This is a genomic window from Massilia sp. CT11-108, from assembly GCF_047302915.1.
Classification (GTDB): domain Bacteria; phylum Pseudomonadota; class Gammaproteobacteria; order Burkholderiales; family Burkholderiaceae_D; genus Telluria; species Telluria orientalis.
Map to the genome: position 1 here is coordinate 1 of NZ_JBKYMO010000106.1, position 13,967 is coordinate 13,967.

At 65.5% G+C, this 13,967-nt stretch carries 13 protein-coding genes; 2 read left to right on the forward strand and 11 right to left on the reverse strand.

All coding sequences use genetic code 11. The annotated features are described in order from the left end of the window. Positions 1-368: hypothetical protein (locus tag ACEN88_RS11225; protein ID WP_413339623.1), on the forward strand; the 368-nt coding region annotated here is incomplete at its 5' end. Between the two features lie 59 nt (positions 369-427). On the opposite strand, the gene ppsA is transcribed toward ACEN88_RS11225, so the two are convergent. Beyond that, positions 428-2,785, reverse strand: a complete 2,358-nt coding sequence (ppsA, locus tag ACEN88_RS11230) for a phosphoenolpyruvate synthase (RefSeq protein WP_413339638.1) — start codon at positions 2,783-2,785, stop codon at positions 428-430. A gap of 370 nt (positions 2,786-3,155) precedes the next feature. On the opposite strand from ppsA, the gene ACEN88_RS11235 reads away from it, so the two are divergent. Next, a complete protein-coding gene (locus ACEN88_RS11235; protein WP_056135226.1) occupies positions 3,156-4,004 on the forward strand; it encodes a pyruvate, water dikinase regulatory protein in 849 nt (282 codons plus the stop codon). Here ACEN88_RS11235 and ACEN88_RS11240 read toward each other — a convergent pair. The 10 genes from ACEN88_RS11240 to rseP form a co-directional block, all read right to left on the reverse strand. Then, a complete protein-coding gene (locus tag ACEN88_RS11240; protein WP_413339624.1) occupies positions 4,001-5,212 on the reverse strand; it encodes an EAL domain-containing protein in 1,212 nt (403 codons plus the stop codon). The two genes, ACEN88_RS11235 and ACEN88_RS11240, sit on opposite strands and share 4 nt — an antisense overlap. Before the next feature lie 51 nt (positions 5,213-5,263). Next, positions 5,264-6,043: a TrmH family RNA methyltransferase gene (locus ACEN88_RS11245; RefSeq protein WP_413339626.1), complete on the reverse strand. Its 780-nt coding sequence runs from the start codon at positions 6,041-6,043 to the stop codon at positions 5,264-5,266. Beyond that, positions 6,040-6,705 carry a ribonuclease HII gene (gene rnhB / locus ACEN88_RS11250; protein WP_413339627.1) on the reverse strand — a complete coding sequence of 222 codons (666 nt, stop codon included), beginning with the start codon at positions 6,703-6,705 and terminating at the stop codon, positions 6,040-6,042. The genes ACEN88_RS11245 and rnhB overlap by 4 nt, the downstream gene beginning before the upstream one ends. Then, positions 6,702-7,862 (reverse strand): lipid-A-disaccharide synthase, encoded by a 1,161-nt coding sequence (lpxB, locus tag ACEN88_RS11255; RefSeq protein WP_413339629.1) that lies wholly within the window; start codon positions 7,860-7,862, stop codon positions 6,702-6,704. Before lpxB ends, rnhB begins: the two co-directional genes overlap by 4 nt. Beyond that, positions 7,846-8,634, reverse strand: coding sequence for an acyl-ACP--UDP-N-acetylglucosamine O-acyltransferase (gene lpxA, locus ACEN88_RS11260; RefSeq protein WP_056135241.1), 789 nt, complete (start codon positions 8,632-8,634; stop codon positions 7,846-7,848). Before lpxA ends, lpxB begins: the two co-directional genes overlap by 17 nt. Continuing rightward, complete coding sequence (gene fabZ, locus ACEN88_RS11265; protein WP_371760538.1) at positions 8,634-9,119, reverse strand: 3-hydroxyacyl-ACP dehydratase FabZ; 486 nt, start codon at positions 9,117-9,119, stop codon at positions 8,634-8,636. Before fabZ ends, lpxA begins: the two co-directional genes overlap by 1 nt. Next, positions 9,116-10,174 (reverse strand): UDP-3-O-(3-hydroxymyristoyl)glucosamine N-acyltransferase, encoded by a 1,059-nt coding sequence (gene lpxD, locus ACEN88_RS11270; protein ID WP_413339631.1) that lies wholly within the window; start codon positions 10,172-10,174, stop codon positions 9,116-9,118. The genes fabZ and lpxD overlap by 4 nt, the downstream gene beginning before the upstream one ends. A 91-nt stretch (positions 10,175-10,265) precedes the next feature. Further along, positions 10,266-10,784, reverse strand: a complete 519-nt coding sequence (locus tag ACEN88_RS11275) for an OmpH family outer membrane protein (RefSeq protein ID WP_413339633.1) — start codon at positions 10,782-10,784, stop codon at positions 10,266-10,268. A gap of 38 nt (positions 10,785-10,822) precedes the next feature. Continuing rightward, positions 10,823-13,183, reverse strand: a complete 2,361-nt coding sequence (bamA, locus tag ACEN88_RS11280) for an outer membrane protein assembly factor BamA (protein ID WP_413339634.1) — start codon at positions 13,181-13,183, stop codon at positions 10,823-10,825. Positions 13,184-13,306: 123 nt separating this feature from the next. Beyond that, on the reverse strand, positions 13,307-13,967 hold a 661-nt coding region (gene rseP, locus ACEN88_RS11285; RefSeq protein WP_413339636.1), incomplete at its 5' end, for an RIP metalloprotease RseP.

The window sequence follows — 13,967 nt, forward strand, 5'->3', positions numbered from 1 at the left end:
CGCGGCTCCTGCTGGCCCGGCACCATCTCGCCGCCGGCGACCTCCCGGCGGCGCGCGAGCAGTACACGGCCGTGCTGGCCGAGGAGGACGTGGATGGCAGCGCCCTGATGACGATGGCGGCCGACCTCGGGCAGTATGGCCACACGGGCCTGATCGTCACGCTCGTCGGACCCGTCTACGACCCCACCCGGCACGGTCCGCAGGCCGCTTTCCACCTGCTGCGCGCCTGCCTGGAAACGGAGCGCGTGGCCGAAGGCGAGGCGCTGCTGGGGCGCCTGCGGGCCGTTTCGCCGCCGCCTTTTACACGCCACCTGGATGAGTTTGAACGCGCGTTCCACCAATTGCACGGGACCGAAGCCCACGCATAAAAAAACCGCTGCAAGGTGATCTGCACCTCGCAGCGGCTTTTCATTGGAAGCTCAACGGCTTATTGCATCGACGCCAGCTTCTGCCACGTATCGATCACCGAGTCCGGGTTCAGCGACATCGATTCGATGCCCTGCTCCATCAGCCACACGGCGAAGTCCGGGTTGTCCGACGGCCCCTGGCCGCAGATGCCCACGTACTTGCCCTTCGCGCGGCAGGCCTTGATCGCCAGGGTCAGCATGGCTTTCACGGCCGGGTCGCGCTCGTCGAAGTCCTTGGCCAGCAGTTCCATGCCGGAGTCGCGGTCCAGGCCCAGCGTGAGCTGCGTGAGGTCGTTCGAACCGATCGAGAAGCCGTCGAAGTACTCCAGGAACTGCTCGGCCAGGATGGCGTTCGACGGCACTTCGCACATCATGATGACGCGCAGGCCGTTCTCGCCGCGCTTCAGGCCATATTTCGCCAGCAGCGCGATGACCTTCTCGGCCTGGCCCAAGGTACGCACGAACGGGATCATGATCTCGACGTTGGTGAGGCCCATCTCGTCGCGCACGCGCTTCATGGCCATGCATTCCATCTCGAACGACTCGGCGAAGTCCTCGGCCAGGTAGCGCGCGGCGCCGCGGAAGCCCAGCATCGGGTTTTCCTCGTCCGGCTCGTAGCGCGAACCGCCGATCAGCTTCTTGTACTCGTTCGACTTGAAGTCGGACAGGCGCACGATGACGGGCTTCGGCCAGAACGCGGCGGCGATCGTCGCGACGCCTTCGGCCAGCTTGTCGACGTAGAATGCGCGCGGCGACGCGTGGCCGCGGGCGACCGACTCGACGGCCTTTTTCAGGTCGTTGTCGATGTTCGGGTACTCGAGGATCGCTTTCGGGTGCACGCCGATGTTGTTGTTGATGATGAACTCCAGGCGGGCCAGGCCCACGCCGCCGTTCGGGATCGACTGGAAGTCGAACGCGAGCTGCGGGTTACCGACGTTCATCATGATCTTGGTCGGGATGGCCGGCAGGTCGCCGCGCGCCGATTCCGTCACTTCCGTTTCCAGCAGGCCGTCGTAGATCCGGCCCTCGTCGCCTTCGGCGCAGGACACGGTCACGAACGTGCCGTCCTTCAGCGTTTCCGTCGCGTCGCCGCAGCCGACGACGGCCGGCACGCCCAGTTCACGGGCGATGATCGCCGCGTGGCACGTGCGGCCGCCGCGGTTCGTCACGATGGCGGAGGCGCGCTTCATCACCGGTTCCCAGTTCGGGTCGGTCATGTCGGCGACGAGCACGTCCCCCGGCTGCACTCTTTCCATCTCGGACGGGTCGTTGATGACGCGCACCGGACCGGCGCCGATCTTCTGGCCGATGGCGCGGCCCGAGGTCAGCACGGTGCCCGTGCCCTTCAGCTTGAAGCGCTGCTGGGAATCCGTCGCCTTCTGCTGCGACTTCACGGTTTCCGGACGCGCCTGCAGGATGTACAGCTTGCCGTCGCGGCCATCCTTGCCCCACTCGATGTCCATCGGGCGCTGGTAGTGCTTCTCGATGATGACGGCATATTTCGCCAGCTCGACGACTTCCTCATCTAGCAGCGAGTAGCGGTTGCGCATTTCGATGGGCACGTCGACGGTCTGCACGGAGCGGCCGGCCTTGGCTTCCTTCGTGAACTCCATCTTGATCAGCTTGGAACCGATGTTCTTGCGGATGACGGGCTTCTTGCCCTGTTCCAGCATCGGCTTGTGCACGTAGAACTCGTCCGGGTTGACGGCGCCCTGCACGACGGTCTCGCCCAGGCCGTAGCTCGACGTGACGAACACGACGTCCTTGAAGCCGGATTCCGTGTCGATCGTGAACATGACGCCGGCGGCGCCCGTGTCGGAACGGACCATGCGCTGCACGCCGGCCGACAGCGCGACTTCGGCGTGGGTGAAGCCTTTGTGGACGCGGTACGAGATCGCGCGGTCGTTGTACAGCGACGCGAACACGTGCTTCATCGCTTCCAGCACGTTGTCGATGCCGACGACGTTCAGGAACGTTTCCTGCTGGCCCGCGAACGAGGCGTCCGGCAGGTCTTCCGCGGTGGCGGACGAGCGCACGGCGAACGACACTTCCGTGTCCGAATCGGCCACGAGGCGGTCGTAGAAGGCTTCGATTTCGGCCTGCAGGCGCGGCTGGAACGGGGTGTCGATGATCCACTGGCGGATCTCTGCACCCGCGGTGGCCAGTGAACGTACGTCGTCGATGTCCAGGCCTTCCAGGCGCCGGGCAATGCGGTCACCGAGAGAGGGACCGCCGTCGACCGAGTGGTTCAGGAAGTCGCGGAAGGCCTGGGCCGTGGTGGCGAAGCCGCCCGGCACGCGCACGCCGGCCTCGGCCAGCTGGCTGATCATCTCGCCGAGCGACGCGTTCTTGCCGCCGACCGACTCGACGTCGGTCATGCGCAGGGTCTCGAACGAGGCGACGTAGACCGCTTCGCTCGCGCCGGCCGCTGTGGGATCGGGCGCCTTCAATACTGCATTCGACAGGTTAGTCATGGTAAAACACCTTTTTGATGATGGAAATCTGTACGGCGGATGCGCCGACGGCCGGATGACGGACGAGCCTGGCTAGGCAGCGGCGGCGCGCCGAGCAATCGTTGCTCAAGGCGGGCTTCGCGCGGCAGGCTGGTCGAGTTTCCGGGGGATTTCTTGTTATTCTTGGCGTCGTAAAGCACAATCCAACAACCCGTTCCCAAGCATTTTACCGCGCGCGACCGGGTTTCACAGCCCAACGAGCTGCAACTTTGTCATTATCTGTCTAAAAAACATCATGTCTTTCGCTAACACCCCAGGCAGTCCGGGCGCCGCGCGCACCGTTTTCTTCGTTTCCGACGGCACGGGCATCACGGCGGAAACCTTCGGCCACGCGGTGCTGAGCCAGTTCGAGATGCGCTTCCGGCAGATCCGCCTGCCGTTCATCGACACGATCGACAAAGCCTACGCGGCCGCCCGCCGCATCAACGACGCCGCGATCGCCGACAACCAGCGCCCGATCGTATTTTCCACGCTCGTGAAACACGACCTGTCCGCCGTGATCCGCGCCGCGCAGGGCATGCATATGGATCTGTTCCAGACGTTCGTCGCCCCGCTCGAGCAGGAATTGCGGGTGAAGTCGACGCACACGATCGGCCGCATCCACAACGTCGTCGACACGGAGGAATACAAGAACCGCATCGAGGCCATCAACTTCTCGCTGGCACACGACGACGGCCAGTCGCACAAGAACCTGGCGGATGCGGACGTGATCCTCGTGGGCGTGTCGCGCTCGGGCAAGACGCCGACGAGCCTGTACCTCGCGATGCAGTACGGGATCAAGGCGGCGAACTACCCGCTGATCCCGGACGATTTCGAGCGCAACAAGCTGCCGTCGGCGCTGCCGCAGTTCAAGCACAAGATATTCGGCCTGACGATCACGCCGGAACGCCTGTCCGAGATCCGCAACGAGCGGCGCGCGGGCAGCAAGTATGCGTCGCTGGAGAACTGCCGCTACGAGGTGAACGAGGCCGAGCAGCTGATGCGGCGCGAGGGGATCCGGTGGCTGTCGTCGACCACCAAGTCGATCGAGGAGATCGCGACGACCATCCTCCAGGAGATCAAGCCGGACCGGCGTGAATATTAGAAGAAATGCCGCCAATCCTCGAGCCAGCCGGGAAACTCGTCGGCCGGCATCGGATTGGCAATGTGGTACCCCTGCGCATACGTGCACCCGAGCCCCTGCAGGAAATCCCAGTCCTGCCGCGTCTCCACGCCGACGGCGACGGACATGCGATCGAGGCTGTGCGCCAGCCCGAGGCACGATTTCAGCACGGTGCCCAGCTGGCGCTTCTTCGACGCGCCGTCCACGAACGAACGGTCGATCTTGAGTTCCGAGAACGGGATGCGCGCCAGGATCTGCAGGTTCGAGCGCCCGGTGCCGTAGTCGTCGATCGCGAGGCCGAAGCCCAGCATGCGCAAGCGCACGAGGCGTTCGATGAAGTCGGCGTCGAAGCTGAGGATCGAGGATTCCGTCATCTCGAACGTCAGGTAGTCCGGCAGCACGCCGTGGCGCTGCATCGTCGACGTCACCTGGCGGATGAAGTTCGGATGCGCCAGCGTCTCCGGCGCCAGGTTCAGCGAGATGGAGATCGGGATGCCCTGGTCGTGGTAGCGGCGGCACCGCTCCACCGACATTTCCAGCATCGTCCAGTCGAGGAAGTCGATGCGGTTGTTCGCTTCCAGCGCGCCGATGAAGGAAGCAGGTCCCAGCACGCCGTGCTCGGGATGGCGCCAGCGGGCGAACGTCTCCAGGCCTTTCACCTGGCCCGTCGCCAGTTCGATCTTGGGCTGGAAGAACGGCTCGAACTGGCGCTTCTGCAGGCCCACGCCCACTTCGGCGAACGTGAAGCTGGGGCCGGGCGCTGCCGCCGGCGCGCGCCGCGGCGCCTGGTAATTGTCCAGCAAGGCCTTGAGTTTCGTGCTGGTGACGGGCTTGGCGACAGTACCCAGCAGGTCGACGCCATGCGCCTGCGCGAGGCTCTCGACGGAGAACAGCACGCTTGCCGGCTGGGCGCCGACGACGATCAGCCGCACGTCCGACTTCAGCGCGGCGATCGCGCGCAGCAGTTCGAGTCCGTCCATGCCGCCCAGGTCGAGGTCGATGACGGCGACGTCGATCTTCGGGGTAAAACCCGCCTGCAGGGTGCGCAGCGCCATCGGGCCGTCCGGCACGTCGGTAACGCGCGTGGCGCCCACCTGGCCGAGCGCCTCGATCAGCGCGCGGCGCTGCACCGGGTCCGCTTCCGCGACCAGGAAGTGCAAAGAGTGCAACTGCGTTTGCCCCATGTCCATCTCGACTCCGTCATAACGTGCACGAAGCGTAACCGAACAGGCTTATCGCGTCTACGCCTGCTGTTGTTGGCGCAGCTGTTCGAAGAAACACACGGCCGCGCACGCGGCCACGTTCAACGATTCCACGGCGCCCGCATGCGGGATGACGACGCGGTGCGTGGCCAGGTTCAGCAGCGCATCCGACACGCCCTGCCCTTCATGGCCCAGCAGCCATGCGACGGGGCGGGACAGGTCCACGTCGTAGATCCGCTCGCTGGCATAGCCGCTCGTCGCCAGCACGGGCACGTCTGCCTTCCGGATCAGGTCCGCCAGGTCGACGTTCTCGAAGATCTCCAGCACGAAATGGGCGCCCATCGCGGCGCGCAGCACCTTCGGCGACCAGATCGAGGCGGTGCCGGGGCTGCAATACACCTGCCTGATGCCCGCCGCGCCCGCACTCCTGAGGATGGAGCCGGCATTGCCCGGGTCCTGCACGCCGTCCAGCAGCACGGCCGATTGCACCAGGGCGTCCGGACGAACAGGCCGCGGCGTCTCGACGAGGAACAGCAGATGGATGCCGTGTTCGACCTGCGACAGCGCGCCGAACAGCGCGTCCGGCAGCGACGTGGCCGGCGCCGTCACGCGGTCGACGATGGCGGCCACTTCGGGATTCGCCAGCGCGCCTTCGGACACGATGCAGTGCACGGGCTGTCCGACGAGGTCCAGGTACGCCTGGCACAGGTGCACGCCGTCCAGCAGCGAACGGCCGGCCTTGCGCAGGGCCTGGCTGCTGCCCGCGAGGTGTTTCAGTTCCTTGTAAAACGGGTTGTCGCGCGACGTGATGCTCTTCATGCGAGCTCCCCGAACAGGTCGGGTTCGAGCAGCGCGCGCACGGGCGCGAAGCTGCGCCGGTGCACGGGGCTCGGACCGTGCTCGCGCAGGCGCGCGAGGTGCAGCGCCGTCGAATAGCCCTTGTGCTGGTCGAACGCATACTGCGGATACGTGTCATGCAGCGCGACGAGCGCCGCATCGCGCGCCGTCTTCGCGAGGATCGACGCGGCGGAAATCGCGTGCACCTTGTCATCGCCCTCCACCACCGCATGCGCGCGGATGTGCGGCGCGAACTGCGGGCAGCGGTTGCCGTCGATGAGGGCGATGGTCGGCACGGTCGCCAGCTGTTCGACGGCGCGGCGCATCGCCAGCATCGTCGCCTGCAGGATGTTCAGCGTGTCGATTTCCGCGTGCGAGCACTCGGCGATGGCCCACGCCAGCGCGTGCTCCCTGATCAGCGGGGCCAACTCGTCGCGCCGCGCTTCCGTCAGCTTTTTCGAGTCGCGCAGGCCCTCGATCGGACGGGCCGGATCGAGGATCACGGCGGCCGCGAACACGGGGCCGGCCAGCGGGCCGCGCCCGGCCTCGTCCACGCCGCAGACGATGTCGTCCAGCGTGAACGGCCGGTTCTTCGGCGGGAGGCCCGGGTAGAAATCGACCGCCTTCGTTCTCGTTTTTCTCATGCTTTGCCTATCACCTCGAGCACGGCGCGGGCGCTTTCGCGCGCGCTGTCGCGCAGCAGGCTGTGATGCATTTCGGTGAAGCGCTCCTGCAGCCTCACCCGGTTGTTCTCGTCCGTCAGCTGGAACCAGACGGCGTCCGCCAGCGCTTCCGGCGTCGCGGCGTGCTGCAGGAATTCCGGCACGACGAAGTCGCGCGCCAGGATGTTCGGCAGCCCGATCCACGGCAAATAGCCCATGTTCCGGATGAGCAGCCACTCGGCCTGCAAGACCTTGTACGCGATCACCATCGGCTTCTTGTACAGCGCCACTTCCAGCGTCGCGGTGCCCGAAGCCGCCAGCACGGCGTCGGCCGCCGCGATGCACGCATGCGATTCGCCGTCGACGAGCTGGAGCGGCACGTCCTGCAACCCGGCCTTCGCCAGCAGCTCCATAAAATACGCTTTTTGCCGTTCGCCCGCCATCGGCGCGATGAAGCGCACGGACGGATCCCGCGCCGCCAGCAGTTGGACTGTCCGGACGTAGGGCTCAGTCAGGTACTTGATTTCCGACATGCGGCTGCCCGGCATGACGGTCACGACGCGCGCGTTCTCCGGCAGGCCGAGCTGGCGGCGCGCGGCAAGCACGTCGGGCACCAGCGGGATCGTCTCCGCCAGCGGATGGCCGATGTACGTGACGGGCACGCCGGCCGTTCGATAGATCTCTTCCTCGAACGGGAAGATCACGAGCATGTGCGAGACGGCGCGCTGGATCTTCTTGATGCGCCCGCCGCGCCACGCCCAGATCTGCGGACCGACGAAGTGCACGGTCGGGATGCCCGCCGCGCGCAGCTGCTCTTCCAGCCCGAGGTTGAAGCCGGGGTAGTCGGCGCCGATGAACGCGGCCGGACGCTCGGCCAGCAGGCGGTCGCGCAGGCGGTTCTGGATGCCCTTCAGTTCGCGGTAGCGCAGCAGCACGGGCAGCAGGCCGCGCACGGTGAGCGTGTCCATCGGGACGTCCGACGCAAGGCCCTGCTCCAGCATGCGCGGACCGCCGATGCCGGAAAAGGCCACGCCCGGCAGGCGCGGCTTCAGCCCCGCCATCAGGCGCGCCGCGAGCAGGTCGCCGGACACTTCGCCCGCGACCAGCGCGAGCTTCACGGATTCAGCGGACGATGCCACGGCTCGCGTTGTCGAGGAAGTCGCGCAGCGCGCGGATGTGCTGTGCGGCGTCGCCGGCGGCGGCTTCCTCTTCCGCCAGCCTGGCCTTGGCTTCTTCCAGCGTCAGGCCGGAACGGTAGATGGTCTTGTACGCGGTGCGGATCGCGTTGATCTGCTCGCGCGTGAAGCCGCGGCGCTTGAGGCCTTCGATGTTCACGCCGTGCGCCTCGGCCGGGTTGCCGGAGACGAGGACGAATGGCGGCACGTCCTGCGTGAGGCTCGTGTACATGCCGATGAAGGCATGCGCGCCGATCTTGCAGAACTGGTGCACGCCGCAGTAGCCCGACAGGATCGCCCAGTCGCCCACGTGCACGTGGCCCGCGAGCTGCGCATTGTTCGAGAAGATCGTGTTGCTGCCCACCTGGCAGTCGTGCGCCAGGTGCGTGTACGCGGACATCCAGTTGTCGTCGCCCAGGCGCGTGACGCCGGCATCCTGCACGGTGCCGAGGTTGAACGTGCAGAATTCGCGGATCGTGTTGCGGTCGCCGATCTCCAGGCGGGTCGGTTCGCCGGCCCACTTCTTGTCCTGCGGGGCGGCGCCCAGCGACGCGAACTGGAAGATGCGGTTGTCGCGGCCAATCGTCGTGTGGCCTTCGATGACGACGTGCGGACCCACGACCGTGCCCGCGCCGATGCGCACGTCCGGCCCGATGATCGAATACGGGCCGACTTCGACGGTGGAATCCAGCTCCGCCTTCGGGTCGACGATCGCGCTCGGGTGGACCTTGCTCATCACTGTCCTGCCTTCTCGTTCGCGCGGATGGTGCACATCAGCTCAGCTTCGACGGCGACCTTGCCGTCGACGCTGGCGACAGCCTTGTACTTCCAGATGCCGCGCGAGGTGCGCAGGATCTCGATGTCCATCTTGAGCTGGTCGCCCGGCTCGACCGGACGCTTGAAGCGCGCGTTGTCGATGCCGACGAAGTACACGACGGAGTTCTCGTCCGGCTTGACGTTCATGGTCATGAACGACAGGATCGCGGCGGTCTGCGCCAGCGCCTCGATCATCAGCACGCCCGGCATCACGGGCTTGTGCGGGAAGTGGCCGTTGAAGAATTCTTCATTGACGGTCACGTTCTTGATGGCGGTGATGGTCTTGCCCAGCTCATAGTCGACCACGCGGTCCACCAACAGCAGCGGGTAGCGGTGCGGCAGGTATTCCTTGATCTCGTTGATCCCCAGGGTCTTGTTGGTCGCGGTGGTGGCTTCAGTCGTCATTTTTGTTCTGATGGTTCGGTCAATTGTTTGATCTGTTTTTCGAGGCTGCGCATCTTCTCGCGCAGCGAGGACAGGTTGCGCACGATGGCGGCGCTCTTTTCCCATTCGGCGTTCTTGGCGAGCGGATAGAAGCCCGTGTACTGCCCCGGCTCGAGCACGGAGCGCGACACCATGCTGCCCGAGGAGATATGGACGTTGTCCGCGATTTCCAGGTGCCCCAGCACCATCGCCGCGCCGCCGAACGTGCAATTCTTGCCGATCTGCGCGCTGCCGGCTACCCCCACGCAGCCCGCCATGGCCGTATTCGCCCCGATGCGGCAGTTATGGCCGATCTGGATCTGGTTGTCGAGCTTCACGCCGTCTTCGATGATCGTGTCGTCCAGCGCGCCGCGGTCGATGGTCGTGTTGGCGCCGACGTCGACGTCGTCGCCCAGCAGCACGCGGCCCGTCTGCGGGATCTTGATGTACACGCCGTTCTCGCGCGCGAAGCCGAAGCCGTCGGTGCCGATCACGGCACCCGAGTGCAGGATGCCGCGCTTGCCGATCCTGCAGCGCGCGTGGAAGGTCACGTTCGCGAACAGATGCGTGTCCGCCCCGATCTCCGCCTCGCGGCCGACGAAGCAGCCGGCGTCGATGCGGACGCCCGCCTCGATGACGGCACCCTCTTCGACCGTCACGTTCGGGCCGATATGCGCGGTCGGCGCGACGCGCGCCGTCTCGTGCACGACGGCGCTCGGATGGATGCCCGGCGGCGGCACGATCTCTTCGAGCGCCACGAAGTACTGCGCGACGCGGGCGAAATAGGCGTACGGGTTGGTGGTGACGATGCGTGCGCCGGCATAGGTCGTGGCGACGGTGGCGTCGTCCAGCGGCGAGACGATCAGCGCCGCGGCGCCGCTTTGCGCGGCCAGCGCGCGCAGTTTGCTGTTGCTGAGAAAGCTGATGTGCGAAGCGCCGGCGCTGTCGAGCGGTGCGATGCCCTGGACCTCGAGGTCCGGGTCACCTACCAGCTGGCCACCGAAGCGTTCGACCAAATCACCCAGTCGAGTGCCCATCGTGGTCGTTCCGTAAAAGAAGTGAAAACTGCCGACCGCTCATCAAGCCGGCCGGCGTCAGGGAAGCGTGTTGGCTCACATGCTCACATGCTTACTTGTCGAGCAGCTTGAGGATCCGGTCGGTGATGTCGATGCGCGGACTGGTCCAGATGGCTTCCTGCAGCACGACGTCGAGGTGTTCCTGCTCGGCCACCTGTTCGATCAGTTTATAGGCTTTCTGCGCGATGGCGGCGCGCTCCTCGTTCTTGCGCTGGAACAGGTCCTCGTTGTACTCGCGCTGCATGCGCTGCACGTCCTTCTCCATGTCGAGCAGTTCGCGCGTGCGCTTGGTGCGGTCGACGTCCGACAGTTTCGGCGCTTCGTCGTCGAATTTCTCGCGGCTCACCTTGTACTTCTGCACTGCGTCGTCGAGCTGTTTCTGGCGCTTGGAGAATTCCGACTGCAGCTTCGCGTCCGCAGCCTTGGCCAGCTTGGACTCGGTCATCAGGCGCTCGGTGTAGACGAAGCCGATGCGGCTCATCCCGCTCTGCGCGGACGCCTGCGCCATCGCACCGGCGCACAGCAGCGCCAGCGCCAGGCTACGCGGCAGCGCGGCTAACGATTTTTTCAACATATTCTTCGCAATCCTTGTTTCGACGACTGGCCCGGTCAGAAACCGGTACCCATCTGGAACTGGAAGCGCTCAAGGCGGTCGCCCTCCTTCGCGTTCAAGGGCTTAGCATAACTCAACTTGAGCGGGCCCACCGGGGAAATCCACGACAGGCCGATACCCGCCGAGTAGCGCAGCTGCGACGTGCGGATCGGTTCGTGCTCCTGGTAGATCTGGCCGCCGTCGGCAAAGGTGAACCAGCGCAGCGAGCGATCCTGGCCGCTGCCCGGGAACGGGAACTGCAGCTCGGCGTTGCCGATCACGCGCTTGGCGCCGCCCAGGGCGTCGTACGTGCGCGGGTCGACGATACCGAGCGACGAGCTCTCGTAGCCGCGCACCGAACCGATGCCGCCGCCGTAGAAGTTCTTGAAGACCGGGTACGCGTGACCGCCGAGGCCCGCGCCGTAGTCCAGCTCACCCTTCAGCGCGAGGGTCATCCAGCGCGTGATCGGGCGGTACCACTGGTGTTCGTACACCACGCGGTAGTACTTGGAGTCGCCGAGGACGTCGACTTCCAGGTTGGCGCGCTGGTAGCGGCCGCGCGTCGGCGTGATGGCGGAGTCGCGCGAATCGCGGCCCCAGGCCACGGTCAGCGGGATCGCATTCGTCGTCGCCTCGCCCACGCCCGTCGCCTTCGCGACCGGGTCCTTCGAGTTCTGCATCACGAACTGCTGGTACAGCGTCGGCGAGCTCTCGTCCGTCTCGAGGCGGGTCTTTTCCAGGCCGGCGCCGAAGTAGACGGTGTCGATTTCCGAGAACGGCACGCCGAACGTGAGGTTGCCGCCCTGCTGGCGCACGGTGTACGAGCCGATGTTCAGCGCCGGCGGACGCGACGTGCGCAGGTACAGCTGGAACGCGCGCGAGATGCCGTCGTCGGTGAAGTACGGGTTCGTCTGCGCGAACGAGATCGTGCGGTTGTAGCGGCTCGTGTTCAGTTCGATGCCGACCGTGTTGCCGCTGCCGGCGAAGTTGGCCTGCGTGACGGACGCGGTGAAGGTGAATTTCTCGGCCTGCGAGAACGCGCCGCCGACCATGAAGTTACCGGTCGGCTTTTCGACGACGGCGATGTTCACGTCCACGGCGTCGTTGGTGCCCTGCGCTTCCGGCGTCTCGACCGTCACGTCCTTGAAATAACCCATGCGGTCGACGCGGTCGCGCGACAGCTTCACCCGGGTCGGGTCGTACCACGAGCTCTCGAACTGGCGGAATTCGCGGCGGATCACTTCGTCGCGGGTGATCGTGTTGCCCGAGATGGTCATGTGGCGCACGTACGCGCGCTTGCCCGGATCGACGAAGAACGTGAAGGCGACTTCGCGCTTCTCGCGGTTGATCTCCGGGTTTGCGGTGACGTTCGCGAACGCGTAGCCGAAGCTCGCGAGACGGTCGGCGATGCGCTTGTTCGACGCTTCCTGCAGGTCGCCGGAATACGTCTGGCCCGGCTTCAGCAGGATCAGGTTCTTGAGTTCTTCCCCGCGGCCGAACAGTTCGCCATCCATCTTGACGCCGGAGACGGTGTACTTCTCGCCTTCCGTGATGTTGATGGTGAGGTAGATGTCCTTCTTGTCCGGGGTGATCGAGACCTGCGTGGACTCGACGTTCACTTCCAGGTAGCCGTGATTCAGGTACCACGACTTGATGGTCTCCAGGTCGCCCGTCAGCTTCTGCTTCGAGTACTGGTCGGCCTTGGAATACCACGTGAACCAGCCGGAGGTGTTCAGCTGCAGCAGCTGGCGCAGTTCCTTGTCGGAGAACGCCTTGTTGCCGACGATATTGATCTGCCTGATCTTGGCGACGTCGCCCTCGTCCACGTTGAACATGACGTTCACGCGGTTACGTTCGATCGGGGTGACGGTCGTCGTGATCTTGACGCCGTACAGGCCGTGCGACAGGTACTGGCGCTTGAGCTCCTGCTCGGCGCGGTCGACGGAGGCCTTGTCGAAAATCTTGGTCTCGCCGACGCCGATGTCCTTCAGCGCCTTGACGAGCATGTCCTTTTCGAATTCCTTGGTGCCGGTGAAGTCGACGGAGGCGATGGCCGGACGTTCCTCGACCAGGACCACGAGCACGCCATTTTCTTCTTCCAGGCGGATGTCCTTGAAGAAGCCGGTGGCATACAGCGCCTTGATCGCCGCCGTGCCTTTTTCGTCGTCGAAGGTCTCGCCCACGCGCACCGGCAGGTAGCTGAACACCGTGCCTGCCTCGGTCCGCTGGATGCCTTCGACCCGGATGTCCTTCACGACGAAGGGAGCGACGGCGGCGGCGTGACCGGCACACAGGGCCAGCACGGCTGCGCCGATCATGCTGCGACGGGAGGGCAAGGCAAAACGCGGCTGGGCAAAACGTTCGGGTTGTAAATTCATCGGTTAGATCAATGGGTCAGTCATTGGACAACGTTACGTGTTCTTCGCCGGGGCTTGTCCTGCCTGGGCCGAACACTCCGATGCCCGCCGCAGGCGCGGCGTACAGTTCGGAGTGCCGTGTGTTCAGAGCAGTCGCACCAGGTCGTTGAAGACGGCAAGCGCCATCAGCATGAACAGCAGGCCGACCCCGGCACGCTGCGCGATCTCGCCGATCCGCGCGGGCAAGGGGCGCCCGGTCAAAACTTCCAGCGAATAATACAGCAAATGGCCACCGTCCAGAACGGGAATTGGTAACAGATTCATTACACCCAGGCTGATGGAGATGAAGGCGATGAACTCCAGGAACGGCTCCAGGCCAGAGCGGGCGGTCTGTCCGGCCACGTCCGCGATCGTGATCGGGCCGGTTACATTTTTCAGCGAGACCTCGCCCACGATCATCTTCGCGATCATCTTGACGGTCATCGCGCTCGTCTCCCACGTGCGCTGCGCGCCCTTGGCGAGCGCCTCCAGCGGCCCCGCCTTCACGGTCACCATCTCCGGCGCCTGCGCGATCATCAGCTTCACCAGGCCCTTGCCCGACTGCGGATCGCGGTCCGGCGTGAGGGGCAGCACGAGCGACTGGCCGCCACGCTGCACGCCCATCTGCAGGGTCTTGCCGGGGGCGCCGCGCACGGCTTCGATGAAGGCGATGCCGTCGGCGATGTTCTTGCCGTCGATCGAGGTCACGAGGTCGCCCTGGCGCAGGCCCGCGCGCGCGGCGGCGCCGTCCGGCAGCACCTTGTCG